This window comes from Niveispirillum irakense DSM 11586 (genome assembly GCF_000429645.1).
Lineage (GTDB): Bacteria > Pseudomonadota > Alphaproteobacteria > Azospirillales > Azospirillaceae > Niveispirillum > Niveispirillum irakense.
In genome coordinates, this window is sequence record NZ_AUCG01000021.1 from 316,610 (window position 1) to 343,110 (window position 26,501).

Below are 26,501 nucleotides of genomic sequence, written 5' to 3' on the forward strand. Positions count from 1 at the left end.
CTGTAGGACAGGGTGGAAAAGGGGCGTTACTTTGGCTGTGACAGATGGACGGGATCCGACGGTAACGGGTGAGGAACAGGTGTTACAGCCGCCCGGCGGCTGGCTTTTAACCTTGCGTCGGTGCTGGGACCAGGCAGACCGTGATAATATCAGTGTGGTGGCCGCCGGTGTCGCGTTCCTGACCTTGCTGGCCCTGTTTCCGGCCATGGTTGCCGGAACGGCCCTGTACGGGCTGGTGGCTGATCCCCAATCCATCGACGATCATCTAAGACCGGTGACGGCCTTCCTGCCGCCGTCAGGGCGTGATCTGCTGCTGACACAGTTGGATAGCCTGACCCGGCAGAAGCCGGGGGCGCTTGGTCTCGGCCTTCTCACCAGTCTGGCGGTGGCCCTGTGGAGTGCAGGGGGTGGGGTGCGCGCCTTGATGCGCGCGTTGAACATTGCCTATGACCGGAAGGAGAAACGGGGATTTGTCGCGTTTTCCCTGACCGGGCTGGTATTGACACTCGGTTTGATGCTGCTGCTGGTCGTGGCGCTGGCCATTGTTGTGGCCGTGCCGACAATTTTGAATTTTGTCGGTCTGGGCATGGCGGTGGAATGGATTGTCCGCATTCTGCGCTGGCCGATCCTGGCCCTGGCCGTCATCACCGCTTTGTCCGTGCTGTATCAGTTCGGCCCTTGCCGTCCGCATGTCGCATGGCGCTGGATCACACCGGGCGCGGTGGCTGCCACCGCCCTCTGGCTGCTCGGCTCCATCGGCTTCTCGATCTATATTTCCAATTTCGCTGATTACAACGCTACTTATGGCTCGCTTGGCGCTGGTATGGCGTTATTGATGTGGATGTATCTCGGGTCCTACGCGGTCCTGCTGGGGGCAGAACTGGATGCGCAGTTGGAACGCCAGCATGGCCGCGTGGTAGCAGATCAGGACCCGCGCCGTTTGGCCCGTGCCGTCGGTTCCGCCACCAGCGGATCATCAGGCCAGTAATGACGCGGGTAACGCCCTGCCAGATCTTTTTTTACATCGCGATAACTGCCTGTCCAGAAACCAGCGAGGTCACGCGTGACCTGCACCGGCCGGTGGGCGGGTGACAGCAGATGCAGCAGGACCAGCACCCGCCCGCCGCCGAGCCGTGGTGTCTCCGCCAAGCCGAACAGTTCCTGCAGGCGTACGGCCAGCACCGGCTCGTCCCCGCTATAGTCGATCGGTATGCGGTTGCCGGTGGGCACGGTCAGGTGGGTGGGGGCTTCATGATCCAAGGCTTGCCGGCTGTTCCAGTCCAGCATGCCCGTGACGGCGGCGTGTAGATCAATCCGGTCCAGATGCGCGCGGCGGCGCACCCCGTCCAGATAGGGCGCCAGCCATTCCTCAAGGCTTGCCAGCAGGCCGTCATCCGAGATGTCCGGCCAGCGGTCTGGCGCGGTGCGCCGCAGGAAGCCGACACGAAGCCGCCATTGCTCCAGTTCCTTGGTCCAGGGCAGGCAGCCCAGGCCCATTTCCCGGACGCCCTGCAGCATGGCGGGCAGTAAGGCATCGCTCGGGGGATCGGTCAGCGCCTCGTCCCGCAGGGACAGCTCAAACAGTCGCCGTCGGCGCCGTGCCTGAACAATCTGTTCCCGACCATCCCAGGCGACCTGGGTTTCAGTATGAATTTGGTCTGCAAACGCCTCTTCCAGTTCCGCCTGCGTGACGGGGGCTGCGAGGAAGATGCGTGCATCGCGGCCTTGACCATCCAGATCGGCAACGGCCAGAAATTCGCGGGTGGCCAGCGGGTCCGTGCTGTCCAGTGTCGCCCCGCGCCCGCCGGAAAGCCGGTACTGCCCGGCAGTTCCAGCCCGGCGTTGGGCGATCCGGTCGGGATAGGCCAGGGCAAGTAGAAGCCCGGCATCGTCATGGTCGATGGTGCCGGCGTCACCGCCGACTTGCCGTTCCAGTTGCCGGGCGACTTCCCGCACCTGCTGCAACGCGCCGCGATCCACATCACCCAGGCGACCGCGTTCGGCCATATGGTCCAGGCGGGTGCGCAGATCGGCATCGCGGATGCCCCCCCGCAGAATATCCCGTTCCCCGATCAGGGCGGCGACGCGGCATGCCAGACGGGTGCGCCCCAAGCTGCGCCCGCGCAGCACCAGATGGGACAGGCGGGGATGCAGGCCCAGCCGGGCCATCGCCTTGCCGTGAGGGGTTATCCTGTCCTTCTCATCCAGTGCCCCCAACTGCCGCAAAAGATGGCGTGCCTGTGCCAGCATTGGTGCCGGTGGCAGGTCAGGCCAGGACAGTTCGGTGATATCGGTGATGCCCCACTGGGCAAGCTCCAGCGCCAGGGGCGCCAGATCGGCCCGGGTGATTTCTGGCGCGGTGAACCCGATCAGCGCCCGGTCCGCCGCTTCCGACCAGAGACGGTAACAGATGCCGGGCATGGTGCGGCCGGCACGGCCGCGTCGCTGATCGGCGGAGGCGCGGGATACCCGGATGGTTTCCAGCCGGCTCATCCCGCTGCGGGGGTCAAAGCGGGCGAGGCGGGAATAGCCGCTGTCAACCACCACCCGCACACCATCAATGGTCAGGCTTGTCTCGGCAATTGCCGTGGCGAGCACCACTTTGCGCCGGCCGGCTGGTGCGGGGCGGATGGCCGCATCCTGTGCCTCCAGGCTCAAATCGCCATAGAGCGGTGTCACCAGCACGTCGGGCGGCAAGCTCGCCTCCGCCAACAACCTTTCCACCCGACGGATTTCACCGGTTCCCGGCAGGAAGACCAGCAGACTGCCTTCCTCCTCCACCAGGATGCGGCGGATGGTTCGGGCCGTCCATTCTTCGATCCGGTCACCGGGCGGCGGTTCGGCCCAGCGCGTTTCCACGGGGAAGGCCCGCCCTTCAGAGGTGATGAGCGGTGCATCGCCCAGCAGCTTTGCCACCGGTGCCCCATCCAGGGTCGCGGACATGGCGATCAGCCGAAGGTCGTCGCGCAGCAGGGTCTGGCTTTGCAGAGAGAATGCCAGCGACAGGTCACTATCCAGATTGCGCTCGTGGAACTCGTCGAACAGCACGGCGGCTACACCGTCCAACGAAGGGTCGGCCTGAAGCTGGCGCAGGAAAATCCCTTCTGTCACCACCTCGACTCGGGTTCGGGCCGATACGCGGTTATCCAGCCGGACGCGATATCCGACCGTTTCGCCCACATCCTCACCCAACATTGCCGCCATGCGCCGTGCAGCACCCCGTGCGGCGAGCCGCCGCGGCTCCAGCATGATGATCCGCCGTCCATCGACCCAGGCCTCATCCAACAGGGCCAGGGGAACTCGTGTGGTTTTGCCAGCCCCAGGGGGAGCCTGGAGAACCGCATTCCCCCCTTGGCTTAATGCCGACAGAAGGGCGGGCAGGGCATCATCGACGGGCAGGGGAGCGAATGGCTGTGACATGGCCCCGGTTTAGCGCAAGCAGCGCCCACCCGCCATATGCGACACTTCACCCCAGCCGCGCCAGGCATCCCAGCAGATCGTTCGGACTGTAGGGCTTCGGGATAAAGCCGATCGCCTGGATTTCCGTGAGCCGGTCGCGCAGCAATGCCGGATCATTCGCGCTCATCATCAGGCAGGGTATGTCGAGGCGGCGGCGAATCTCGGCCGCCGCATCCAGCCCATCGCGCGTTCCCCGCAGCATGATGTCCATCAGCACAAGGTCAGGGCGCTGCTCTGCGGCTGCATCCACAGCATCATCGGCTGTTCCGCAAATACCACAAACTTCGTGACCACCATCTTCCAGTACGGCCGCGAGGCCGAGAGCGATCAGGGTTTCATCTTCACAAATGAGTATTTTCAACGATGTCGGCGTTTGCTGCTGCACTTTTAAACATCCCCGATCCTTGACGTAAGGCCACACCCGTTTCTGATAATGATGCGCTGCGCGGAAAAAGACAGTCCGACTTGGGGCCGATGCCGGGAACAGCCGCCGCCCTATGACGTTGGCTATAGAAATCCCGGCAATATGACGGGATGCGCGAATTGGCTTAATTTCCCATCGCCGACTGTCTAGTATGGTCATTCGTTCCCACCACAAGCGGGTAGCCGCTCCGCCCATGTCTGCACTGAAAACCGTAATCGTTCCGATCAACAAGGCCGGTTGGCCGTTCATCGCCCTGTTCGCCATCGTCTCGGTCCTGCTGTTCACCTGGTCAACGGTGTTGGGCTGGGTTGGTCTGGTGCTGACCGCGTGGTGTGTCTATTTCTTCCGCGATCCTGATCGCGTCACCCCGACCCGTCCCGGTCTGGTGGTCAGCCCTGCCGATGGCCGGGTGATCATGATCACCAAGGCTTCGCCGCCGCCGGAACTGGGGATGGGCGATGTCAAGCTGACCCGCGTCTCCATTTTCCTCAATGTGTTCGATGTCCACGTTAATCGCGTGCCGACCGATGGCGTTGTTCACAGCGCGGAATATCATCCCGGTAAGTTCCTCAACGCCTCGCTGGACAAGGCGAGCGATGATAATGAGCGCATGTCCATCCGCATGACCCTGCCCGATGGGCGGGACATGGTGTTTGTGCAGATCGCCGGTCTGGTTGCGCGTCGTATCGTGTGGTGGGTGGCGCCCGGCCAGCCCCTGCGTGCCGGTGAGCGCTATGGCCTGATCCGCTTCGGCAGTCGCTGCGATGTCTATCTGCCGGATGGTGTGGCGCCGCTGGTGGCGGTCGGTCAGAAGATGATCGCCGGTGAAAGCATCCTGGCCGATCTTGTCGGCGTGGAAGCCCAGCGCGAGGGTGAGGTCCGCTGATGCCCGGTGTGCCGCGCCCTGCCATCCGGGTCCGTTCCCGGCGGTTGCGGCCGCCCCGCCTCCGGGGTCTGTCCATCAATCATCTGCTGCCCAATATGCTGACGATGCTCAATCTGGCATCCGGCATGACGGGTATCCGATTCGCGATGGAAGGGCAGTGGAAGCAGGCGGTGCTTGCTATCGCTGTTGCGGCTGTCTTCGACCTTCTGGATGGCCGTATCGCCCGGATGCTGAACGCGCAGAGCAAGTTTGGCGAGGAACTGGACAGCCTGTCCGATGTCGTCAGCTTCGGCGTGGCCCCGGCCATGATCCTCTATCTCTGGACCCTTTCCGATGCCAATACCATTGGCTGGATGGCGGCTCTCCTGATGGGGATTTGCGCGGCATTGCGGCTGGCGCGCTTCAACACCATGCTGGGGGCGGCGGCAGAGAAGCCGCCCTTCGCCTATAATTATTTTACCGGTGTTCCGGCGCCGGCGGGGGCTTTCCTGGCGTTGCTGCCATTGATCGCCACGCTGGAGGTCGGCCCCGGTTGGGTGGATAGCCCTTGGCTGGTCATCCCTTGGACAGTGGGGACGGCCGTGTTGATGATCAGCGCGGTTCCCACCTTCTCTGCCAAAGGGCTGCATGTACCCCAGCGCTATGTGGTGTTCGTGCTGCTGGGTGTGGGTCTCGCGGCTGCCGCCCTGGTCAGTTCCCCATGGGCCACCTTGGCATTTGTCGGTCTTGGCTATATCGCCACCATTCCGTTCTCTGCCCGTCGCTATCGCGCCCTGGCGGAAGAAGCGGCCCGCCTGATGGGCGAGGATACGGTGCAGGGCGCCAGCCCGGCGCCCGATGGTGGGGCACCCAAACCTTCCGACATCAAGGCGGATTGATACAGGATTGATGGTTCCGACCCTGTGCCCGGCGATCCCTGGCACAGGGTTTTTTATGTCTTGAAGGTCAAGGCCCAGACTAGAATCGTCAACGCCCCGAACAGAAAGGCGACGATATAGGTGCGCACCGGCAGGGCGACCTTCTCGTCCGCGCCAGACGATCCCGGTCTGGCCCGTGTCCCCTTGGATTTACCGGAACTTGCCGGTTTCGTTTCCTTCGGCGTGGCCCTTTCCTTGCCGGCAATCAATGTCGGCCGGGGCCGGTCGCCCTTGTTCGGATCATGCAGTTCGATCAGGTGCCAGTCGAAATCGGACAAGGCCTCGTCGCTGGTATAATCGATCTGGATCAGTCGGATCGGCGCACGCCCATGGAGCTGGACCGCGAGTTTGAATTCCGCTTTGCCGCTGCGGAGGTCATCCACGAGCGACAATGTCTCCCAGGCTTTGCCTTTGGGCTTCTGTACGGCGAATTGCCGCCGGTTGCTGGCACTGGACACCCTTTTAACCTTCCCCCTTACTCACCCGCCTGTAAAAGAGCGCCCTGCCGGCGGGCATGCTGGAACGCCTTGAGGAAGTATAGGCTGCCCAGCAGGAGATAGAGAAGATTAAGAAGTGCCGCGGCGGCCATATGGCCCCAGGGTACACCGGCCCCGCCGATCACCGACCGCATGCCCTCGAACACATGGGCCGTGGGCAAAGCCAGCGCCACATAGTGCAGGGAGGGGGGCAGAGCTGACACCGGATAATAGACGGCGGATAAAGGTGCCAGGATAAAGACGGCCATCCAGGCCAGCATTTCCGCCCCCAGCCCATGGCGTAAGATGATGCCTGATGTGACCAGTCCGATGGACACGCCCAGCATCATCAAATTGGCGAAGAACAGGGCCAGCGGCAAGCCCAGGCCGAGAAGATTGAAATCAAACACCAATGCTGCGATCACCACAGGCGGGGCCAGTCCGATGACGACACGGATGATGCCCATCAACACCAGGGACACAACCCATTCCCATGCTCGAAGCGGACTGACGAACAGATTGCCGAGGTTACGGCTCCATAATTCCTCAAGGAAGGTGACGCTCATCCCGATCTGTGTGCGAACCAGGATTTCCCAAAGAAGAACAGCGCCGATCAGGATGCCGGCGGTGTTGCCGACCCAGCCGCCGCTGCCGCGAAGATACTGGGCCATGAAGCCCCAGATCAGCAACTGGACCGTGGGCCAGTAACAAAGTTCCAGCAGTCGTGGCCAGGACCGGCGGATGAGATACCAGTTCCGCCCCAGCATCGCGCCGATCCGCCGGACGGACCCGCCCCGCGGCGCTGGCCTTTGATAAGGTGCAACCACTGCGGGGTGCGGTGCCAAGCGGTAGGCATTGCCAGAGCCGGCACTTGCGCGTGAGGGGGCGAGATCATCCTGCATAAGGGTGACTTACCTTCGGTTAAGCACCCGCTGCAAGCAACAAGTCAGAATCATGCCAATCTCCCTTGATCTTGACCGATCACGGGAGATTTCGTGCTCCCTCACTCGCCCAGCGCCGCCCTCCAATCCGCCTAAAGGTCAAGCTTCAGGCGGATTGATATCAGACGAGGATTAGTGCCGACGACGGCACTCTCTCACTCGGCCACCTGGCTTTCCATCAGGGCGGCCGCCACCAGTTCGTGCCGGTGTTCTTCCAGATAGGTCGCTACAGCGCGATAAATCGCCAAGCCCATCCCTTCAACAAAGCGATCACCGGGGGTGTGCTGTGCCGTCTTTTCCTGCGCCTCCAGCGTCGCGATCATCCGCCGGTAATCGGTGATGCGGTCATTGATGATCCGGTCGAGATGACGCGGCGGCAACAGATGGCCGAAGGAAAGAATGAACATCAGGTCAGAACGGAGCTTGTCCGGCGCCGGCGCGCGCGTCAGCGCCTGATACAGGACATGACGACCGGCGGGGGTGATCCGGTACAGCTTCTTATCGGGCCGACCATCGCCGCTATGCGGCAGCATCGTGATCATGCCGTCATCCAGCAGTCGCTTCAGCGCCGGATAGATGGAACCAAAGCCGGCATCACTGAAATGGCTGAGGGGACCTTCCTCGAACTCCTTGCGGATCTCGTATCCAGAGGCATCGCCCCGGCTGAGAACGCCAAGGCACAAGGTTTTAACATCAATCATCATGAACCCTTCCGAAACTGGGCGCACGATAGAACACACACATGACTAGTCAAGATATATAACGAACCAATATATAACATTTCGTTAATACCGAATAAGACCGCGTGTTTCTGTACGGATTTGACCTGTTGGCAACAGATGTCGGTCGTCAGCCGCGGCGGGCACGTACCATGACCAGCCGACTCATCCCAGAGTCACAAGATGGTCCCCAATCCGACGGAGCGTCGACAGGGCCGATGCCCGCTGCTCTGGCGTCACATGTGCGTCGGCCTGCAGAATGATGCTGGGCGCCGCAGCCATCAGCCGTTCGGTACGGAACGGACCGATCTGCTCATCCAGGAACATGGTGAGCCCCATCAATATACCAAGATGGGCGTCGTCTTTCTCGGCATTATCCTGAACGGCCAGCAAGGGGCGCATTTCCTCCAGCAAGCAATAAACGACCAGCGCGGTCTGTTCGATCCGTCCGGATTCCGCATTACGCTGTTGATCAGTCCTCGCCATCGATAAGCCTCCTGTCACCACACAAGTCCATTATTTGTCCAAGGGTGATGACCAAGTGGTTAATCGCTTGTCGATATGTCGGTTTGTGCGTGGTTTCCTGTTAACGAAATGTAAATATCAACTGCGCGCCGCCCTGAAAGATTGATACTATGCTTTGCGGTGGGCCAAGCGGGCTTGCATAACGGCACTTGACGGGACTAACACTGTTGCCGCCCATCGCCCTTGCCTGTTCCCGGACATTCGGCTCCCTTCATGTCAAAGACCAGTTCGAGCGGGAAATATTATCGGTTCGATGGTCTCTCCATCCTGGTCGTGGACGATAATCGTTTCGTCCGCTCTATTCTTGTCACCATCCTGAAAGGGCTTGGCATTGGCAAAGTGATGCAGGCCGACAATGGTGAGGAAGCGATGGCGATCCTGGATGTGTCGGCCCAGATGGACAGCATGGGCGGTCGGGATGTCGACATTGTCTTCGCGGATCACTTGATGGAGCCGCTGGACGGCATTGGCCTGTTGAAATGGATACGGGGTCATGAGAGCGACAGGGTGCGCTTTCTGCCTTATGTGATGATGAGCGGTGAAGCCGATGAGACGGCTGTGCGGCTGGCCCGCGATGCCGGGGTAACGGAATACCTGGCCAAGCCCATGTCGGTCATGAACGTAGTGACCCGTCTGCTTGCCATCATCGACCGGCCGCGGCCCTTTGTCCGCGCACCCAGTTATTTTGGTCCCGACAGGCGCCGGCAGTCCATTCCCTACGGGGAGGCGGATCGGCGTCAACTTGGCCCTGATGATATCCGGGTGGTGGAGGACGGACAGCACATGGTGATCGAAAGCGCTGCCGATGCGGTGGCGCAGAAAGAAGGAAATGTGGATAATGAGGGCGGCGGGGCAGAAGTCGGCCATAGGATACAGGCATGAACGACATTACCAAGCCGGTTGGGCCTGAGACGTCGGAGTCAGGTGCCGCATCCGGGCCAAAGGTTGAAATCATCAAGTTGCCCAATCGGCTGCGCGCCAAGGTCGGCGGCTCCGAGGATGGGCGGCCCGGTTTGATTGATCCCGCAGCCATTATGCGGGCGACAACGCATGTGGCCCGCCTGTCGGATGCGCATGTGACCCAAACACGGATCGACTTGCAGGAATTGCAGGAAAGTTACCGGCTTGCCCTTGCTGACCAGCAGAACCGCGCCGTGCACCTGCGCCGTGTCATCAAGATCAGCGATGATATACTGACCCTGGGAAAGACGTTCGGTTACGATTTGCTATCTGATTTTGCCAATGCCCTTAACCATTTCCTTGTACCGCTGACCGCGCCAAGCCCGGCGCAGCTCCAAGTGGTTGGGCTGCATATTGACGCCATGCATGCCATCGTCCGTGATGAGATCAAAGGCGACGGGGGAGATTTGGGCAAGGCTTTGTCCACGTCCCTTTCCCTGGCGCGCGCCAAACTGGGAGGTAAGCGGATGGCATAACCATTTTGGACGGAAAACTCAGAAGCATTCCTTTTATCCCGGAAAGAGCAATTCCTGGCATCTTAATCAATTTGCTTTTAACCTGATCCATAATGATATTATTCCGACATTGTTGGGGCGCCAGTTGTGGTATGGAGATGCGCCCACGTTCCGCTGCTCCGGATAGTCCGGCATAGCGGTCGATTTTTTCAGGGGCGATGGAGAAGGGCTTTGCAACAACCTTATTATGAAAGCATTCTGCTTATAGAGCGGCTGCATCGCCATTTTCTGGAAGTTCTGAAGGTCGAGCTCGACCGTCTCGGCATGCAGGACATTAACAATGTCCAGAGCCTGATTCTCTATAATATTGGTGACGACGAGCTGACTGTCGGCGAGTTGACGGCAAGGGGCTATTATCTGGGCTCCAATGTTTCGTATAATGTGAAGAAAATGCACGAGAACGGGTACCTGACACAGGAGCGTTCGGCTCACGACCGTCGCTCCGTCCGGGTACGCCTTTCGGAAAAAGGCCTGGCACTGCGTGACCGGATCAGTGCCTTATTCGCCAAACAGGTGGAGATGCTGGATCGCGGTGGCTTGTCCTCCGATGAACTGGCGCGCGCCAATGAGACGATGCGCCGCCTGGAGCGGTTCTGGACCACATCTCTTTCCTACGGCACCTATTCCAGCATCTGAGATGGAGGCTGACGGTGCCATCTCCCCGTGCCCCCCTGACTGAAAAAGATATCCTGCTTGAATTTCAGCAGGTGGGCACGATTGTCCGTGTAAACGCGATTGATCCGCGCACCAACACAGAAGTGACAATACAGGGACCAGCCTCGGCCGGGCGTGCCATTCTATCCCATAATGCAATTAACAAATTAAATTATGTATTGCGTAACAAAGGCTGAGGCACTCGTATTATTGTAGCGCCCAGGCGCGGCCTGTTTCTTAACGGAAAGAATTGGAAACACCATCGCGGGTGACGTTTCCATCTCTGTGGATGGGGCATAAAAAAAGCCGCCAGAACCGGGTCTGGCGGCTTCCGAAGCTGTCCTGCTTATCAGCCCCGACGGCGACCGGTGCGCACGGACGAACCCCGGCCCAGGCCGATCTTCTTAGCGAACTCGGAACGCTGCGCGGCGTAATTCGGCGCGACCATGGGATAATCCGCCGGAAGGCCCCATTTCACCCGGTATTCATCCGGTGTCATGTCATAGGTCGATCGAAGGTGCCGCTTCAGCATCTTCAGCTTTTTACCATCTTCCAGGCAGATAATATATTCAGGCGTGACTGATCTTTTGATCGGCACAGCCGGTCGTGCGGGCTCGGCCGCCGCTTCCTGAGGCGATGCTTGAAGCCCTGTCAGGGTAGAGTAGACCGCGTTTATGAGCTCCGGCAGCTGCTGTGTCTGCAACGTATTCTTTCCGACATAAGCGGAAACGATCTCTGCTGTCATGCGCAGCAGATCGCCGGATTCCACGTCGTTGCCCTGTTGTTCGGTCATTGTCCCAGTTTCCCGAAGTTCGTCCTAGCTGTGGTTTCGCTTCGCATGCCTTAGAAAAACTGTCAATGAAAAACATATTCAGAGACAGATGTTATTACTTGGAGATGCTGTGCCATTTAAGTTGTCTTATGGCGGTGATGCTAAAAATTCCCGATAAAAACACGGGCTATTCGCCTGATGATCCAACTGTAGTCGCTCTATCACCAACGTTATAGATATGCCGATCACGGCAACTTGTCTCTTATCATCGCGCCGATCTCTTGACCGATATCAATTTCCCGACTCGATGGCTTGTGATCAAGGTGCCAGTGGCAACTATTCATGTGTTTAACGCGGATGATTGTGGTCGGTTCCCATTTTCTTCGTCCGTCCGCGCGAAGGGGGTTTCCGATGCGGCGCCGGGCCAGGGGCGCGTGGCGGACAAGGCCGGGCTGCTTTTGCTGGGCTGGGCGGGAACTGGAGAAAGACGGGTGCTTCTGCTAGGGTCGCGGCAATCGCTGACCTACAAGCGGTTGGGGCCGGCCTGGCGCCGACGCGGCATCCGCCCCGACCGGAACAGAAGCAGGTGGTACGATGAGCGCCAGTGCAACGCATGCACCGAGCGAAGGTAAGGCGACGGTTGCGATCGCTTCCGATCACGCCGGTCCGGAACTGAAGGCGGTGATTGCCGCTCAGTTGCGGGAAGCGGGATTTCCCGTCCTGGACCTTGGCACCGACGGTGCCGCTTCGGTTGACTATCCGACATTCGCCGACGCCGTTGCCGCCGCCTTGGCTGATGGTCGCGCTGGTTTGGGTGTGCTGATCTGCGGCACTGGTATCGGTATTTCCATCGCTGCCAATCGCCATCGCCATGTGCGGGCAGCCTTATGCCATAGCCCGACCGATGCGCGGCTGACCCGTCTGCATAATGATGCCAATGTGCTGGTGCTGGGCGCCCGTACGACAGGGATCGAGGTTGCCAAGGATTGCGTGGCCACCTTCTTCTCAACTGAATTTGAAGGCGGGCGCCATGCGCGCCGCGTCGCGATGCTGGGGTAATTCCCCGTTGGTACAATAAGGACAAGACATCATGAGCAGCGTCAAGGGTTCCCCCTTCTTCACCGATAGCTTGGCTGATACCGATCCCGAGCTTTACCAGGGTATCCGCAAGGAGTTGGCCCGCCAGCAGGACCAGATCGAGCTGATCGCGTCGGAGAATATCGTTTCGGCCGCTGTGCTGGAGGCTCAAGGCTCCGTTCTGACCAACAAGTATGCTGAGGGCTATCCCGGCAAGCGCTATTATGGCGGTTGCGAATATGTTGATATCGCTGAGCATCTGGCCATCGAGCGCGCGAAGAAGCTGTTCGGCTGTGAATATGCCAATGTCCAGCCGCATTCCGGCGCCCAGGCCAACCAGGCCGTGTTCATGGCGCTGCTGCAGCCGGGCGACACGTTCATGGGTATGGATCTGGCCGCCGGTGGTCACCTGACCCATGGCGCCCCTGCCAACCAGTCTGGCAAATGGTTCAAGGTCGTCTCTTACGGTGTGACCCGTGACACCAACCTGATCGATTATGATGATCTGGAAGCCAAGGCGCGTGAGCATAAGCCGAAGCTGATCATTGCTGGTGGTTCCGCCTATCCGCGCGCTATCGATTTTGCCCGCTTCCGCAAGGTCGCGGATGAAATCGGCGCCTTCTTCATGGTCGACATGGCCCATTATGCAGGTCTCGTCGCCGCCGGCGTTTATCCCAACCCGCTGCCCCATGCCCATGTGGTGACCACCACCACCCACAAGACCCTGCGCGGCCCGCGCGGTGGCATGATCCTGTCCAACGACCTGGATTTGGGCAAGAAGATCAATTCCGCCGTGTTCCCCGGTCTGCAGGGTGGGCCGCTGATGCATGTCATCGCCGCCAAGGCTGTGGCTTTCGGTGAGGCGCTGAAGCCGGAATTCAAGACCTATGCCCAGAATGTGGTGGCCAACGCCAAGGTTCTGGCTGAACGGCTGATCGCCGGTGGTCTGGATATCGTTTCCGGTGGCACCGACAGCCATATCGTGCTGGTCGATCTGCGTCCGAAGAAGCTGACTGGCAAGGCCGCCGAGCATGCGTTGGAAAATGCCGGCATGACCTGCAACAAGAATGGCGTTCCGTTCGATCCGGAAAAGCCGTTCGTCACCTCCGGCGTGCGTCTGGGCAGCCCCGCCGCTACCACGCGCGGCTTCGGCACAGCCGAATTTGCGCAGATCGGTGACATGATTGTGGAAGTGCTGGACGCGCTGGCGATCAGCAATGGCGATAACAGCGCTGCTGAAGCCCGCGTGCGGGAACAGGTTCAGGCGCTTTGCCGTCGCTTCCCGATCTATTCCGGGATGTGATGAATGCAGCACCGCGCCTTGGCGTTTTTGCCAAGGCGCGGCTTTGCTTTCCGGCCCGGATAAGTCAAAAAGAACAGGGATGGATGGAGGCTTTGCATGCGCTGCCCCTTTTGCGGGAACGATGATACCCAGGTGAAAGACAGCCGCCCGACGGAAGATAATTCCGCGATCCGGCGGCGGCGTTTCTGTTCCGCCTGCGGTGCCCGGTTCACGACCTTCGAACGGGTGCAGTTGCGTGAATTGACTGTGGTCAAAAGCTCTGGCTCGCGGGAGCCGTTTGACCGCGAAAAGCTCCTCCGCTCCATGCGGATTGCCCTGCGTAAACGCCCCGTGGATGCTGATCGCATTGACCGGGTGGTCAATTCCATCGTCCGCCAGTTGGAGAGTTCCGGCGAAACGGAAATCCCGGCGACCCAGATCGGCGGTATGGTGATGGACAGTCTCAAGGCCCTGGATAAGGTGGCGTATATTCGCTACGCCTCGGTCTATAAGGACTTCCGTGAGGCGACCGATTTCAACCAGTTCGTCGAGACCTTGCGCACCGACGTGCTCGACGCCGATTAAAGTGGATTGCTAACCGATGCCGGCATCCGGTTATTCGCCGGCGGATTATGCCCATATGGCATCCGCCCTGGCCCTGGCCGAACGCGGACTGGGCCGGGTCTGGCCCAACCCGTCGGTAGGCTGCGTTATCGTCAAGGACGGGATTGTTGTTGGTCGGGCCGTTACCGCCCCCGGCGGTCGGCCTCATGGGGAGACGCAGGCCCTGGCCCAGGCAGGTACGGCGGCGCGGGGTGCAACGGTCTATGTCAGCCTTGAACCTTGCAACCATCATGGCAAGACGCCCCCCTGTTCGGAAGCGTTGATCGCGGCCGGTGTGGGGCGGGTTGTGGTGGCCTGTGAAGATCCCGATCCGCGCGTCTGTGGCGGCGGCATCAAGCGGCTGCGGGCGGCTGGCATTCAGGTCGATGTGGGCCTGATGGCAACAGAAGCGGCGATGTTGAACGAAGGGTTCTTCAAGCGAATCCGCGAAGCCCTGCCCATGGTCACGCTGAAAATGGCGACCAGCCTGGATGGCCGCATCGCCACCCGCACCGGGCAGAGCCAGTGGATCACGGGGGCGCAGGCCCGCGCCCACGGTCATATGCTGCGCGCCCGGTATGATGCCATCATGGTGGGGATCGGCACGGCACTGGCGGATGATCCGGAACTGACCTGCCGTCTGCCGGGGTTGGAGGGGCGCTCCCCCGTGCGGATTGTGATGGATAGCCGGTTGCGCCTGCCTTTGACGTCCAGGCTGGTCCGGACAGCGCGGGACGTACCCACCTGGGTGGTAACCTTGGCGGAAGGGGCACAGCAGGCCCGGGCCCAGGCCTTCGCCGATTGCGGGGTGCAGGTGATTGCCATCGACCCCAACCCGCCGGGTGAAATCCCGGTTATGGCCGCCGTGAAGGCGCTGGCAGCGCGGGGGATCACCCGCGTTCTGGCAGAGGGCGGGGCCCGGCTGGCGGCATCCTTGCTGCGGGCCGATGCGGTGGATCGTGCAGAATGGTTCCGGGCGCCGATGGTGATTGGCGGGGATGGGCTGGGGGCGGCAGCCGCGTTCGGCGCGGATCGGCTGGCCGACGCAAAACGGTTCCGCCGCGTGGAGACACTGCCCCTGGGCGATGATCTGCTGGAGCGGTACCGGCGCGCTTAAGGGTGGGGCACCCCTCACCCTTAAGCGCTTCTGCCGGTTCAGCCGGCCAGTTTGGCCTTCAGCGCGCGGCGATGCTGGTGCAGCAGCGGTTCGGTATAGCCGTTGGGCTGCTCCACCCCCTTGAAGACCAGATCGCACGCGGCCTGGAAGGCGATGGAATTGTCGAAATCCGCGGCCATGGGCTGATAGGCAGGATCGCCCGCATTCTGCTGGTCGACCACGGCGGCCATCCGCTTCATCACCGCCAACACCTGCTCCTTGTCGCAAACCCCGTGCAGCAGCCAGTTGGCGATATGCTGGCTGGAGATGCGCAGCGTGGCGCGGTCTTCCATCAGCCCGACATCATGGATATCGGGCACCTTGGAGCAGCCGACCCCCTGGTCAACCCAGCGCACCACATAGCCCAGGATGCCCTGGGCGTTATTCTCCAGCTCCTGGCGGATTTCATCCGGTGACCAGTTGATGCCCCTGGCCAGTGGCACGGTCAGAATATCGCGGAGCGAGGCGCGGGGCCGGGAGGACAGTTCTGCCTGCCGCGCCGCCACGTCCACCTGATGATAATGCAGCGCGTGCAGCGTGGCGGCGGTGGGGGAGGGCACCCAGGCGGTGTTGGCGCCGGCCATCGGGTGGCCGATCTTGGTCTTCAGCATGTCGGCCATCCGGTCCGGCATCGCCCACATGCCCTTGCCAATCTGGGCCTGGGACCGGAAGCCGCAGGAAAGCCCATTATCGACATTCCAGTTCTCATAGGCGCTGATCCAGGCGGCGGCCTTCATGTCGCCCTTGCGGATCATCGGTCCGGCCTGCATGGAAGTGTGGATCTCATCCCCCGTCCGGTCCAGGAAGCCGGTATTGATGAAGCAGACCCGATCCTTGGCAGCGCGGATACATTCCTTCAGATTCACCGTGGTGCGGCGTTCCTCATCCATGATGCCGATTTTCAGCGTATGGCGGTCCAGCCCCAGTACATCCTCGATCCGGTCGAAAAGCGTGTTGGCAAAGGCCACTTCCTCCGGCCCGTGCATCTTCGGCTTCACGATATAGATGCTGCCGGCCCGGCTGTTGGACAGGCCGCCGGTGCGCCGCAGGTCATGCAGGGCGATCAGGCTGGTGACGATCCCGTCCAATATGCCTTCCGGCGCCCAGCTTCCGTCAGCGAAGGTCACCGCATCGTTGGTCATCAGGTGGCCGACATTGCGGATGAACATCAAGGACCGGCCATGCAGGGTCAGCGGCGCGCCGGTTGGGCTTGTATAGGTCCGGTCCGGGTTGAGCGCCCGCTGCATGACACGACCGCCCTTCTCGAAGCTGGCGGTCAGGTCACCCTTCATCAGCCCCAGCCAGTTGCGATAGATGACCAGCTTGTCAGCAGCATCGACAGCCGCGACGCTATCCTCGCAATCCATGATCGTTGTCAGGGCGGATTCCAGCACGATATCGGCCACGCCCGCTGCATCTCCCTGCCCGATCGGGTGGGTGGGGTCGATGATGATATCCAGATGCAGCCCATGATGGGCCAGCAGTACGGAGGTGGGTTGCGCCTCTTCCCCCTGCCAGCCTTTGAACTGGGCGCTGTCCCGCAGCGCGGTTTCCGTACCGCCGGCCAGCGTTACCACCAACTGCCCGTGGCGGATGCCGTAGGCCGTGGCATCGGTGTGGCTGCCCTGGGCCAGGGGGGCCGCCTGATCCATCAATTCCCGCCCTTTGGCGATGACGGCGGCACCGCGCACGGGATCATAGCTTTTGGTCGCCGCTGTGCCGATATCCCCCAGCGCGTCAGTCCCATAAAGCGCATCATACAGGCTGCCCCAGCGCGCATTGGCGGCATTCAGCGCGAAGCGCGTATTCATCACCGGCACCACAAGCTGCGGCCCGGCGACCTGCGCCACCTCCGGATCGACATTGGCGGTGGTGATGGTGAAATCCGGCCCTTCCGGCAGCAGATAGCCGATCTCCCGCAGAAAGCCCTCATAGGCATCCGGATTGAGCGGCTGAACCCGGTGGGCCTGATGCCATTCATCAATCCGCGCCTGCATCGCATCCCGCTTGGCCAGCAGCCCGCGGTTGATGGGCGTCAGGTCGTGGAACAGGTCCGCGAAGCCCAGCCAGAAGCGATCCGCCGCCAGCCCGGTACCGGGCAGCACGTCCGCGTCGATGAAATGGTGAAGGTCAGCATCGACATTCAGGCCGTGGATCGTAACCATCTTGGACATGGGGTGGCGTCCTCTGTTGGGCATTTCCTCTGACCTGAACGATAAAGCCGACGCCCCCGGCACTGCAATATGTTATGGAAGTCTTTCCACGATACGGAAAAGGTGCGGCATGGCCAAGATGCGGGAGGAGAGCGAACGTGGCGGGCAGGTGCAGGCCCTGGGGCGTGCCCTGGCGATCCTCAACCGTTTGGCGCAAAGCGACGGTGGCGCCACGCTGACAGAGTTGGCGACGGAAGTAGGCCTGGCCGCCTCCACCGCCCACCGGCTGCTGACATCACTGGAGACGGAACGCTATGTGCGGTTTGATCCGGAAACCAAACTCTGGGCTGTTGGTGTTCAGGCCTTCATCGCCGGCAATGGTTTCCTGCGCACCCGTGACGTGGTGCGCATGGCCCGGCCCCATATGCGCTGGCTGATGGAGCGCAGCGGGGAGACAGTCAATCTCGCCATTGAGGATCAGGGCATGGCAGTTTATCTGTCCCAGGTAGAGTGTCGGGAGATGATGCGCACCTTCGCCCGGCTGGGTGCCCGCGTGCCGCTGCATTGTTCGGGCGTCGGCAAGGCCCTGATGGCGGCGATGGATCAAAGCGCGCTGGACCGCCATATCGACCGCCATGGCCTGTCCCGGATGACCGCGCGAACGGTAACGGACCCGGCTGCCCTTGCGGCTGACCTGGGTGGCATCCGTCAGCGTGGTTATGCCATTGACGATGAGGAGCATGCCGTCGGTCTGCGCTGTGTTGCGGCGACCGTGTTCAATGAACATGGTGACCCGGCCTGCGCTGTTTCCCTTTCTGGGCCTATGGCGCGTATAACAGATACCCGGATTGCCAGTTTGGGTGAAATGGTACGGGAAACAGCCATGCGGGTGATGGCGGAAATAGGCGGCAAATCACCTCTATAATCCCCGTAAATGAATGTAATGGAGATGTTGCCATGCGTGTCGCCGTGTTTTCGACCAAGCCCTATGATCGTCGGTTTTTTCAGGCGGCAAACCTGCAGCATGGCCATGAGGTTGAGTATTTCGAAACGCGCTTGGGAAAGAAATCTGCCCTGCTGGCCAAGGGGTTTTCTGCGGTCTGCGTTTTTGTGAATGATCGGCTGGACGGACCAACGCTGGAGGTGCTGGCCACCGGTGGCGTGCAGACGATCGCGTTGCGTTGTGCAGGCTACAACAATGTCGATCTGGAGGTTGCGCGCCGGCTTGGCATGCAGGTGGTGAATGTCCCGGCCTATTCACCGGAGGCGGTTGCGGAATTCACAGTCGGGTTGATCTTATCCCTTGATCGGCATATTCATCGGGCCTGGATGCGCGTGCGGGAGAATAATTTTTCTCTTGTCGGTTTGACCGGGCGAAACCTTATCGGCCGGACGGTGGGTGTTGTCGGTACCGGGCGCATTGGGGGGCATGTTGCCCGTATTCTGAAGCTGGGTTTCGGCTGCCGGGTGCTGGCCAGCGATGCCTTTCCCGACCCGGCGCTGATGGCGTTGGGGATTGACTATCTGGATTTTCCGGACCTGTTGGCACAGTCGGATATTCTCACCCTTCATTGTCCTTTAACGCCAGATAACCGCCATTTAGTTGATGAAGACGCAATCGCTGCGGCCAAACCCGGTCTGATGCTGATCAATACCAGCCGTGGTGGCCTGATCGACAGTGCGGCCCTGATCAAAGGGTTGAAATCTCGCAAACTGGGTGGTGTGGCACTGGACGTCTATGAGGATGAGCGCGACCTGTTTTTTGAGGATCTGTCCAACGAGATCGTGCAGGACGATGTTTTCCAGCGTCTTCTGACCTTCCCGAATGTCCTGGTCACAGGCCATCAAGCCTTCCTGACGGAAGAAGCCCTGACGGCGATAGCGGAAACCACGCTCAAGAATCTCACGGCCATAGAGGCGGGTGAAGCCCCGCCGCATGTCGTGGCATGATTTGTCCTGCCGCCTACTTCACGACGGTGATCGGCGCCAGTTTTGCAGACAGGACCTCCACGATATCGGCCGGGGCGGCCACGATCTGCAGGCCCCGACGACCACCATTCACGATCATTTCCGACAAGGTGCCCGCACTGGCATCAATAAGGGTGGGCAGCCGCCGCTTCATGCCCAGCGGGCTGATCCCGCCAATCACATAGCCGGAAATCCGCTCCGCCACCTTGGGCTCGGCCAGTTGGGCCCGCTTGCCACCAGCCGCCGCCGCTAGCGCTTTCAAATCCAGGCGGGCGGGGGAGGGGATGACGGCACAGACAAGGCCCACCCCGTCCACATCGCTGACCAGGGTTTTGAACAGCATTGCGGGATCGACCCCCAGCGCTGCTGCCGCGGCCATACCAATGGCATCGGCATCGGGGTCATAATCATACTCCAGCAACCGGTGGGTGATACCGGCCTGTTTCAGCGCATTGACGGCAGGCGTGGCCTTGGCGGACATCTTCCGGCTTTTCCCAATTCAAGGCAGGCGTGAGGCGATACGGTTTCGGTCAGTCTTGCACGAGATTATCAGTTAATTTTCAGTCAGGTAGCTTATTATTTCGTAATTGCCTTTGACAATGGAATTTAAGTTCCGCGCTCAGGCACTGCGCCGAAGACCGCGCATCTTGTGCCACACGAAAAGGCCGCCAAGAACCAGCAGCGTCAGCACGATCACAAAATCGAACCGGTGCAGCCATGTGCGCAGTACCGGGTTCTCGTGCCATTCGGTACCCAGCTTCATGCCGACATAAGCCAAGCCGTAGCACCAGATCCAGGAGCCGACGAAGGTATAAAGATGGAAAGGCACGCGCGGCATGGCGGAAATGCCCGCCGGCAGCGCAATGAAGGTGCGGATCACAGGCAGTAGCCGGGCGATGAACATTGCCGGTGCCCCGAACCGGGCAAAGAACCGGTCCGCCATATCCAGGTCATGGGCGTCCAGCAGCACATAGCGACCCCAGCGGAGAATGGCCGTCCGGCCACCGCGCTTGCCGATGACATAGGCCACTTCTGATCCCAGATTGCAGCCGATTGCACCCGCCGTGGCGACCAGGATCAGGTTCAATTCCGCCGTGGAAACCAGATAGCCGGCAAAGGGCATGATGATTTCCGAAGGCAGCGGGATACAGGCCGATTCAATCGCCATCAGCAAGGAGACACCGGCATAGCCCATGGCACTGATGACTGCGACAATGCCGGAGGCCAAAATATCAAGAATATGTCCAATCACGGCGAAAGATACCCATCTTCTGTCAGCGGCTGAAGCCGGCCATGCTATGCCAGCAGCCCTTTATGGTTGGCTTTTAGCGTCCAAAAGAGGCTAAATATAGAATATTTTTGAAAGCCAAAACCGTTGAACGTTACCGATAACGGTTTGCCCGTCGATCTGCCTGGCATGGTACAGTGAGCGCCGGGAGTGATTTCGATCATAGGGCTTCATGAAAAAGACCAGCGTCGATCTGTCTTCGGAGGGTATCCATCAGGCCCCGCCGATGAGCTATGGCGCCTATCTGGGGCTGCCTTCGCTTTTATCCTGCCAGCATACGCTGTCTGGGGAGCATGATGAGCTGTTGTTCATCATCATCCATCAATCCTCCGAACTCTGGATGAAGCTCTGCCTGCATGAACTGGCAGCGGCGCGGGACCATGTAAGGCGGGATGATCTGGGGCCGGCTTTCAAGATGATTGCGCGCGTTGCCCGCATCCAAACCCAGTTGATCCAGGGCTGGGACGTGTTGTCCACCATGACGCCAGCGGATTACAGCAAGGTACGCCCCCATCTGGGCCAGAGTTCCGGTTTCCAGTCCTGGCAATACCGGTTGCTGGAATTCATGCTGGGCAACAAGAATGCCGCCATGATCCCGGTGCATCAAAGCGATCCTCTGGTGCATGAACGGCTTCTATCCGCGCTGGCGGAACCATCGCTTTATGATGAATGTCTAGGCCTGCTGGCCCGGCGTGGTTTTGCTATCCCCGAAAGCCATCTGTCCCGCGACTGGACGCAGCCCTACCGGTCCGACAGGACGGTGGAGGCGGCGTGGCTGGCCGTTTACCGGGATACAGCCGCGCATTGGGACCTGTATGAATTGGCGGAAAAGCTGGTGGATCTGGAATACCGGTTTCAGCAATGGCGTTTCAGCCATATGAAAACGGTTGAACGCATCATCGGCTATAAGCCGGGGACGGGCGGCAGCGGCGGCGTGTCCTATCTGGTCAAGGCGTTGGACCTTTCCTTTTTCCCTGAACTGCTCAGCCTCAGGACATCGCTATGAGCCGTAAAATCTGGGACATCAGCCAGAAGGTGCGGGTCGGTATCCCTGTCTGGCCAGGCGACAGCCCTTATCAGGAAGAACGGACCTGGAGCATCGGCCCCGGATGTCCGGTCAACGTTTGCCAGATCAGCCTCTCTACCCATACCGGCACCCACACGGATGCTCCGCTGCATTATGATGCCGATGGTGCCCCGATGGGGGAGGTGCCGCTCGACCTGTATCTTGGCCCCTGTCAGGTTCTGACCATTCCGCAGGGCGTGGCGCTGATTGAACCCGGCCACGTCATGCCCTTCCTGCGGCCGGACATGACCCGCCTGCTGGTGCGCACATTCACCCGCTTCCCCGATCAATGGCAGGCTGATTTCGCGGCTTGGTCGCCTTTGCTGATCATGGCCCTGGCAGAACAGGGCGTGCGGCTGATCGGCACCGACGCACCGTCTGTTGATCCGCAGGACAGCAAGACCCTGGACGCCCATATGTGTGTCCGCCGGCATGGGTTGGCCATTCTGGAAGGGCTGGTGCTGGACGATGTGCCGGACGGGGTTTACGAGTTGATTGCCTTGCCGCTGAAATTGGCCACCGCCGATGCCTCGCCGGTCCGCGCGGTGTTGAGGCAGATATGAGCCTTCAGATGCGAGGTGCGGCCGCCATCCTGTCAAGAATGGACGGGCGCGGGGCTGTCTGAGCGGGCGCGGCAGCGTCTGGCTATCTTCTCATGCAGTGGACGTACGTCATGGCTGGGGTCCCGCATGTTTTCGCATGCGCGGTAACAATCCCCTTGATCGGCTACATTTATCGGTATAATGACTGACCGTCAGTCATATGGAGATTGCCGTGCCGCCACGTCGTAAAGAGAACCCGGACAAGGCCGATATCATCATTGCCAGCGCTGCCCGGCTTTTCCGGGAAAAGGGGGTCAGGGCCGTTTCAATCGACGAGATTGTTCAAGCGTCCGGTATCGCAAAGGGCACCTTCTATCTTTATTTCAAGACCAAGGATGATCTGCTTGAAAAGCTGGCAATCGCGGTGGTCCGGCAAATGGCGCGGTCGGTCGCGGCGGAGGGGCTGAAGGAGGGCAGCAGCGCGATTGATCGCTTTATCGGTGCGGTCCTTGCTATGCAGCATGTTGACCGGCACCAGCAATATCTGGTGGATGCCCTCAACCACCCGGAAAATTACGCCCTGCATGAATTGACCAATGTGCAGCTTGTGCGCCAAGTGGCCCCTGTCCTCGCGGTGATTGTCACGCAGGGCAAGAAGGAAGGCGTTTTCGATGTCGAAGACGCCCAGGCGACGCTTGAATTTCTGCTCGCCGGTCAGGCCATGCTGCTTGGCGGCGGGCGTTTCAACTGGTCACCCCAGGAATATGCAGCGCGGTTACGCGCGACCTTCATCATCATTGAACGCTCCCTGGGCACAGCACCAGGAGCGCTGGTCGGGCTTTTTGCAGCGCTTGGAAGCGCCAGCAATGAGGCGGCATGAACCCGTGATCATCTCCCGCTTCCGCCGGCCCGGGCCTTATTGCCTGTCTTGATCTGTCGCGCCGCCGTTTTTACCTCTGCCGGGTTCCGGCCCGGCACGACCAACCTGAAAGGTCGTTCCATGAGCACCATCATTATTGAAAAATATGTCGATGGGATCCGCGAAGAGCAACTGCGCCTGCCGGCTGCGCCGGTGCGGTTCCTGGCTCGCTTTTTGCCGGGTTCCGCGCGGCGAAGCCTTTTGGGTCAAGGCCTTGACCTTGATACCCTGTTGAAAGGCCCGGCATCATCCAGCGAGCCGCAATGGATGGATATCGAGGAAAAGAAGGTCAAGAAACGCATCCGGATTTTCCGGTGCGATTGACCTTCCAATGTGCCTTCTGTGCCCTGTGGCTGCCAGCCTTCGCCTATTCAGGGCGCAGGTAAAGCGCGACCATGGCGCCGCCACCGGAGCGGTTCTTGAACTCAAGATGCCCGCCATGGGCGGCTGCTATGGCCTGGACAACGGAGAGGCCCAGCCCGGTACCGCCTGTGGCGCGTGATCGCGAAGGGTCCCCCCTCCAGAAAGGATTGATGGCGACGGCATCCATGTCCTCTGGAAATCCGGGCCCGCGATCAAGCAGGCGGATCACGACGCTTCCATCCGGCAGCCCCTCCGTCTCGCACCGCAGCCAACCGCCGCTGGCGGCGTACCGGCTGGCATTTTCCAGAAGCGCCAGGACGGCTTGACGAACCCGGGATGGATCGGCGGATATCCGGGCGGGCCGAAGGTTGGTTTCAATATCCATCCCGCTGCCATCAAGCAGGGGTTTGGAGGTGGACAGAACGGCTTCCACAATGTCGGCGATGTCGAGCTGCTGGCGCTGCATGACGAGCTTCTGGCCGATCGCCAGCGACAGGGTTCGCAGATCCTCGACAATCCGGCTCAGACCTTCGACCTGGAGCAGAAGATCCGGGATGGTTTTTCGATCCAGGGGGAAAACCCCGTCATGTATCGCCTGGAGCGCCCCCTGCAGAACGGTGAGGGGGGTGCGCAATTCATGCGCAATCGCCATATTGTTGAATCGCAACCTCTTTTCCATCCGGTCAAGGCTTGTCGCCAGCGCGTTGAAAGTCTCCACCAGGCTTGCGACTTCCCGCGTGCTGCTGGGGGCCGCGGCGACGCGGGCTGAAAAGTCGCCCGACTTCAGTGTTTCGGCAGCGACGGTCAGGTCTTCCAGGGGGCGGGCGATCCGTCGGGCCAGATAAATGCCGATAAGGGCGCAAACCAGCGCCGACAGCAGCCCGCATACCAACACGGCGATCTGGGTCTTGAAATCCGCCGGTTCTGACTGCGCGTCCAGATGCTCAATAAGGGTTTTCAGAGAGGTCTCATCGGGCACCCGGCCGGCATATATCATTTCGTAGGCGGCCGCTGCCTCCGGCGGGAGGCTGCTGTTGATATCATCTTCCAGATAGGAAGAATACCATGTCACGCCGATATAGGCCATGCCGACGCTTAATAAAAGCATCGTTGCGATGACAGCGGCTGTAAGTGTAGCCAGCGGTAGCGCGCGATGTTTATTCATTTTTATTGCGGATCATATAAGCGATAGCCAACGCCGCGGATGGCGGGGAAGAAACCGGTTTCCCCTATTTCTTCCAACTTGCGGCGAAGATTTGAAATATGGGTGTCCACTGTCCGCGCCAGCGCGTCGCTTTCAGGCATACAGGCATCCAGAATGTCGGCGCGGGCGAATGCCTGGGTCGGATGACGGATCATATGAGCCAGAATCCGGAATTCGCTGAGCGTCAGGGAAAGGGCTATCCGTTGCCCGTCGCGATTGACGAAGGCCGCATAGCTGGTGCAGTCCACCTCTATGGTACGGAAGCGGCGAACAGCGTCGTTTCGCTCCCCCAAGGTCCGCCGCAGGACGGCCTTGACCCTGGCGACGACTTCCTGCGGGTTGAACGGCTTCACAACATAGTCATCAGCACCCAGGTGCAGGCCGCTCAACCGGTCAATATCGTCGGCAAGCGCCGTCACCATGATGACCGGCGTTGAGCTGGTTTGCCGAAGGTGGGCCAGCACGCCAAAACCGTCAATCTTGGGAATGCGTACATCCAGAAGCACGATATCCGGCTTCAGAAGCGCGTGATGCTGAAGGGCAGTTTCCCCATCAGACGCCTGGACAGTCCGGAAGCCGTCCCGCAGCAGATATCCCTCAAGAACCCGCGCAATTGTCGGCTCATCCTCAACGATGAGAACAAGATTGTTATCCATTTCAACGCCTTGTCGCCATCACCCAGTTTCTCGCTGCCCGGTCCCGATATCAGACAATACAGGTTTCCACACCTGCGGACAGGCTCTTGATCCGGTCTTCGCCATTTCTTGACACTCCCGTTCTAAGGGACCGGTGATGTGTTGTCAGGAGAGACCGGAATGCGAAGGACTGCACCGAGTTACGTGCCCAAAGCCCTTATCGATGTGGCGGGGCATGACACCGGAACCGGTGTTGACAGAATGCTGGTTGTCATTGGCAGGTCGATAATATTGATCAGCTTCATTTTCATGATTTTCCCGGTAATCGATCTGGCCGTATCGCGCTGGTTTGCGGAGGGGCAGGTCTTTGTCCTGGTGCATCAGCCTGTCTTGAAGGGACTTCGGGAATTCGGTCTTAAAAGCCCGGCCTATATTATCAGTGCAATGCTGTTGCTTATCGGCATGTCCATCTTGCTGCCTCAAAGGTACAGGCTTTGTGAGCCGCACAAACCTCTCTTCGTTCTCTTGAGCTTTGCTGCCGGCCCGCTTCTTATTGTGGAGACCTTGAAGCCCCTGATCGGTCGCGCCCGTCCCCGTCAATTGCTTGAATTTGGTGGGAGCGCTGATTTTACACCCGTCTGGCAATTTGCCGGCGCATGCGCACGCAACTGCTCCTTTCCATCCGGCGAGGCATCAGGGGCAGCGGCGGCCCTTTCCCTGCTGGTCCTTGTGCCGACAAGGCTGCGGCGGAAGGCCGCCTTCATCCTGATCCCTTTGTTGATGCTGATCGCGCTTAACCGTGTGCTTTTTGGTGCCCATTTTCTGTCCGACGTCACCCTGGCCTGGCTTTTCACGATGCTGGCCATGGCATGGATATGGAAATGGATGGAGGCACACTCGAACCGTATCGACCAGTTCTTGACCAGGAAGCGGATTTGAACCGCTGAGGGCGGAGGTGGAGGTTTGGGGGGCGGAGATGACCGCCGACGCCTTGGGG

At 60.3% G+C, this 26,501-nt stretch carries 30 protein-coding genes; 18 read left to right on the top strand and 12 right to left on the bottom strand.

The window, feature by feature from the left end; translation table 11 throughout:
- Positions 1-37: 37 nt before the first annotated feature.
- A complete protein-coding gene (locus G473_RS26275) occupies positions 38-988 on the top strand; it encodes a YihY/virulence factor BrkB family protein (RefSeq protein ID WP_161630969.1) in 951 nt (316 codons plus the stop codon).
- Here the strand turns inward: G473_RS26275 and hrpB are convergent.
- Both hrpB and G473_RS26280 read right to left on the bottom strand, forming a co-directional pair.
- Complete coding sequence (gene hrpB / locus G473_RS0110385; protein ID WP_029013040.1) at positions 925-3,420, bottom strand: ATP-dependent helicase HrpB; 2,496 nt, start codon at positions 3,418-3,420, stop codon at positions 925-927. The two genes, G473_RS26275 and hrpB, sit on opposite strands and share 64 nt — an antisense overlap.
- Before the next feature lie 46 nt (positions 3,421-3,466).
- Positions 3,467-4,042: a response regulator gene (locus tag G473_RS26280; RefSeq protein WP_084437894.1), complete on the bottom strand. Its 576-nt coding sequence runs from the start codon at positions 4,040-4,042 to the stop codon at positions 3,467-3,469.
- A gap of 34 nt (positions 4,043-4,076) precedes the next feature.
- On the opposite strand from G473_RS26280, the gene G473_RS0110395 reads away from it, so the two are divergent.
- The gene (locus tag G473_RS0110395) at positions 4,077-4,769 is read left to right on the top strand and encodes a phosphatidylserine decarboxylase (RefSeq protein WP_029013041.1); all 693 of its coding nucleotides are present in this window, start codon (positions 4,077-4,079) and stop codon (positions 4,767-4,769) included.
- Positions 4,769-5,647, top strand: a complete 879-nt coding sequence (gene pssA, locus G473_RS0110400; RefSeq protein WP_029013042.1) for a CDP-diacylglycerol--serine O-phosphatidyltransferase — start codon at positions 4,769-4,771, stop codon at positions 5,645-5,647. The genes G473_RS0110395 and pssA overlap by 1 nt, the downstream gene beginning before the upstream one ends.
- Positions 5,648-5,700: 53 nt before the next feature.
- On the opposite strand, the gene G473_RS29205 is transcribed toward pssA, so the two are convergent.
- The 4 genes from G473_RS29205 to G473_RS26290 all read right to left on the bottom strand — a co-directional run bounded on the left by G473_RS29205 (position 5,701) and on the right by G473_RS26290 (position 8,308).
- Positions 5,701-6,144, bottom strand: a complete 444-nt coding sequence (locus G473_RS29205; RefSeq protein WP_051330129.1) for a hypothetical protein — start codon at positions 6,142-6,144, stop codon at positions 5,701-5,703.
- 17 nt (positions 6,145-6,161) lie between these two features.
- Complete coding sequence (locus G473_RS0110410) at positions 6,162-6,929, bottom strand: ABC transporter permease (RefSeq protein WP_051330130.1); 768 nt, start codon at positions 6,927-6,929, stop codon at positions 6,162-6,164.
- Between the two features lie 329 nt (positions 6,930-7,258).
- On the bottom strand, positions 7,259-7,807 hold the full coding sequence (locus G473_RS0110415) for a PadR family transcriptional regulator (protein ID WP_245580037.1): 549 nt from the start codon (positions 7,805-7,807) through the stop codon (positions 7,259-7,261).
- Between the two features lie 180 nt (positions 7,808-7,987).
- Positions 7,988-8,308 (bottom strand): hypothetical protein, encoded by a 321-nt coding sequence (locus G473_RS26290; RefSeq protein ID WP_051330131.1) that lies wholly within the window; start codon positions 8,306-8,308, stop codon positions 7,988-7,990.
- A 252-nt stretch (positions 8,309-8,560) separates the two neighbouring features.
- On the opposite strand from G473_RS26290, the gene G473_RS26295 reads away from it, so the two are divergent.
- From G473_RS26295 to G473_RS29885, 4 genes are all read left to right on the top strand, one after another.
- Entirely contained in the window at positions 8,561-9,229 is a 669-nt protein-coding gene (locus tag G473_RS26295; protein WP_051330132.1) for a response regulator, read from the top strand.
- Entirely contained in the window at positions 9,226-9,783 is a 558-nt protein-coding gene (locus G473_RS0110430) for a hypothetical protein (protein WP_029013045.1), read from the top strand. The genes G473_RS26295 and G473_RS0110430 overlap by 4 nt, the downstream gene beginning before the upstream one ends.
- A 210-nt stretch (positions 9,784-9,993) precedes the next feature.
- Positions 9,994-10,458 (top strand): MarR family winged helix-turn-helix transcriptional regulator, encoded by a 465-nt coding sequence (locus G473_RS0110435; RefSeq protein ID WP_029013046.1) that lies wholly within the window; start codon positions 9,994-9,996, stop codon positions 10,456-10,458.
- 14 nt (positions 10,459-10,472) lie between these two features.
- Positions 10,473-10,673: a DUF6898 family protein gene (locus tag G473_RS29885; RefSeq protein WP_084437898.1), complete on the top strand. Its 201-nt coding sequence runs from the start codon at positions 10,473-10,475 to the stop codon at positions 10,671-10,673.
- A 152-nt stretch (positions 10,674-10,825) separates the two neighbouring features.
- On the opposite strand, the gene G473_RS0110440 is transcribed toward G473_RS29885, so the two are convergent.
- The gene (locus G473_RS0110440; protein ID WP_029013047.1) at positions 10,826-11,269 is read right to left on the bottom strand and encodes a Ros/MucR family transcriptional regulator; all 444 of its coding nucleotides are present in this window, start codon (positions 11,267-11,269) and stop codon (positions 10,826-10,828) included.
- A 573-nt stretch (positions 11,270-11,842) separates the two neighbouring features.
- Here G473_RS0110440 and rpiB point away from each other — a divergent pair.
- The 4 genes from rpiB (at position 11,843) to ribD (ending at position 15,327) form a co-directional block, all read left to right on the top strand.
- Positions 11,843-12,307, top strand: coding sequence for a ribose 5-phosphate isomerase B (gene rpiB / locus G473_RS0110445; RefSeq protein ID WP_051330133.1), 465 nt, complete (start codon positions 11,843-11,845; stop codon positions 12,305-12,307).
- Between the two features lie 31 nt (positions 12,308-12,338).
- Complete coding sequence (gene glyA / locus G473_RS0110450) at positions 12,339-13,628, top strand: serine hydroxymethyltransferase (protein ID WP_029013049.1); 1,290 nt, start codon at positions 12,339-12,341, stop codon at positions 13,626-13,628.
- 96 nt (positions 13,629-13,724) lie between these two features.
- Positions 13,725-14,192, top strand: coding sequence for a transcriptional regulator NrdR (gene nrdR, locus G473_RS0110455; RefSeq protein ID WP_029013050.1), 468 nt, complete (start codon positions 13,725-13,727; stop codon positions 14,190-14,192).
- 16 nt (positions 14,193-14,208) lie between these two features.
- Positions 14,209-15,327: a bifunctional diaminohydroxyphosphoribosylaminopyrimidine deaminase/5-amino-6-(5-phosphoribosylamino)uracil reductase RibD gene (gene ribD, locus G473_RS0110460; RefSeq protein ID WP_029013051.1), complete on the top strand. Its 1,119-nt coding sequence runs from the start codon at positions 14,209-14,211 to the stop codon at positions 15,325-15,327.
- A 38-nt stretch (positions 15,328-15,365) separates the two neighbouring features.
- Here ribD and G473_RS0110465 read toward each other — a convergent pair whose 3' ends face one another.
- On the bottom strand, positions 15,366-17,540 hold the full coding sequence (locus tag G473_RS0110465) for a malate synthase G (protein ID WP_029013052.1): 2,175 nt from the start codon (positions 17,538-17,540) through the stop codon (positions 15,366-15,368).
- A 109-nt stretch (positions 17,541-17,649) separates the two neighbouring features.
- On the opposite strand from G473_RS0110465, the gene G473_RS0110470 reads away from it, so the two are divergent.
- Together G473_RS0110470 and G473_RS0110475 are read left to right on the top strand one after the other, a co-directional pair.
- Positions 17,650-18,444, top strand: coding sequence for an IclR family transcriptional regulator (locus G473_RS0110470; protein ID WP_154667353.1), 795 nt, complete (start codon positions 17,650-17,652; stop codon positions 18,442-18,444).
- A 32-nt stretch (positions 18,445-18,476) separates the two neighbouring features.
- Entirely contained in the window at positions 18,477-19,469 is a 993-nt protein-coding gene (locus tag G473_RS0110475; protein WP_029013054.1) for a 2-hydroxyacid dehydrogenase, read from the top strand.
- Positions 19,470-19,482: 13 nt separating this feature from the next.
- On the opposite strand, the gene ybaK is transcribed toward G473_RS0110475, so the two are convergent.
- Entirely contained in the window at positions 19,483-19,968 is a 486-nt protein-coding gene (gene ybaK, locus G473_RS0110480; protein WP_029013055.1) for a Cys-tRNA(Pro) deacylase, read from the bottom strand.
- A 138-nt stretch (positions 19,969-20,106) separates the two neighbouring features.
- On the bottom strand, positions 20,107-20,739 hold the full coding sequence (locus G473_RS0110485; protein WP_029013056.1) for a DedA family protein: 633 nt from the start codon (positions 20,737-20,739) through the stop codon (positions 20,107-20,109).
- 208 nt (positions 20,740-20,947) lie between these two features.
- Here G473_RS0110485 and kynA point away from each other — a divergent pair, with 208 nt between their 5' ends.
- The 4 genes from kynA to G473_RS26305 all read left to right on the top strand — a co-directional run bounded on the left by kynA (position 20,948) and on the right by G473_RS26305 (position 23,626).
- Positions 20,948-21,781, top strand: a complete 834-nt coding sequence (gene kynA / locus G473_RS0110490; RefSeq protein ID WP_029013057.1) for a tryptophan 2,3-dioxygenase — start codon at positions 20,948-20,950, stop codon at positions 21,779-21,781.
- Positions 21,778-22,404 carry an arylformamidase gene (gene kynB / locus G473_RS0110495; protein ID WP_029013058.1) on the top strand — a complete coding sequence of 209 codons (627 nt, stop codon included), beginning with the start codon at positions 21,778-21,780 and terminating at the stop codon, positions 22,402-22,404. Before kynA ends, kynB begins: the two co-directional genes overlap by 4 nt.
- Positions 22,405-22,615: 211 nt before the next feature.
- Positions 22,616-23,263 (top strand): TetR/AcrR family transcriptional regulator, encoded by a 648-nt coding sequence (locus G473_RS26300; protein WP_161630970.1) that lies wholly within the window; start codon positions 22,616-22,618, stop codon positions 23,261-23,263.
- 120 nt (positions 23,264-23,383) lie between these two features.
- On the top strand, positions 23,384-23,626 hold the full coding sequence (locus G473_RS26305; protein ID WP_035706483.1) for a hypothetical protein: 243 nt from the start codon (positions 23,384-23,386) through the stop codon (positions 23,624-23,626).
- Positions 23,627-23,669: 43 nt separating this feature from the next.
- Here the strand turns inward: G473_RS26305 and G473_RS0110510 are convergent, their stop codons facing one another.
- On the bottom strand, positions 23,670-24,830 hold the full coding sequence (locus G473_RS0110510; protein WP_035706486.1) for an ATP-binding protein: 1,161 nt from the start codon (positions 24,828-24,830) through the stop codon (positions 23,670-23,672).
- A 2-nt stretch (positions 24,831-24,832) separates the two neighbouring features.
- Positions 24,833-25,525, bottom strand: coding sequence for a response regulator transcription factor (locus G473_RS0110515; RefSeq protein WP_029013060.1), 693 nt, complete (start codon positions 25,523-25,525; stop codon positions 24,833-24,835).
- A 159-nt stretch (positions 25,526-25,684) separates the two neighbouring features.
- Here G473_RS0110515 and G473_RS0110520 point away from each other — a divergent pair, with 159 nt between their 5' ends.
- Positions 25,685-26,443, top strand: coding sequence for a phosphatase PAP2 family protein (locus G473_RS0110520; protein WP_245580038.1), 759 nt, complete (start codon positions 25,685-25,687; stop codon positions 26,441-26,443).
- Positions 26,444-26,501 lie beyond the last annotated feature (58 nt).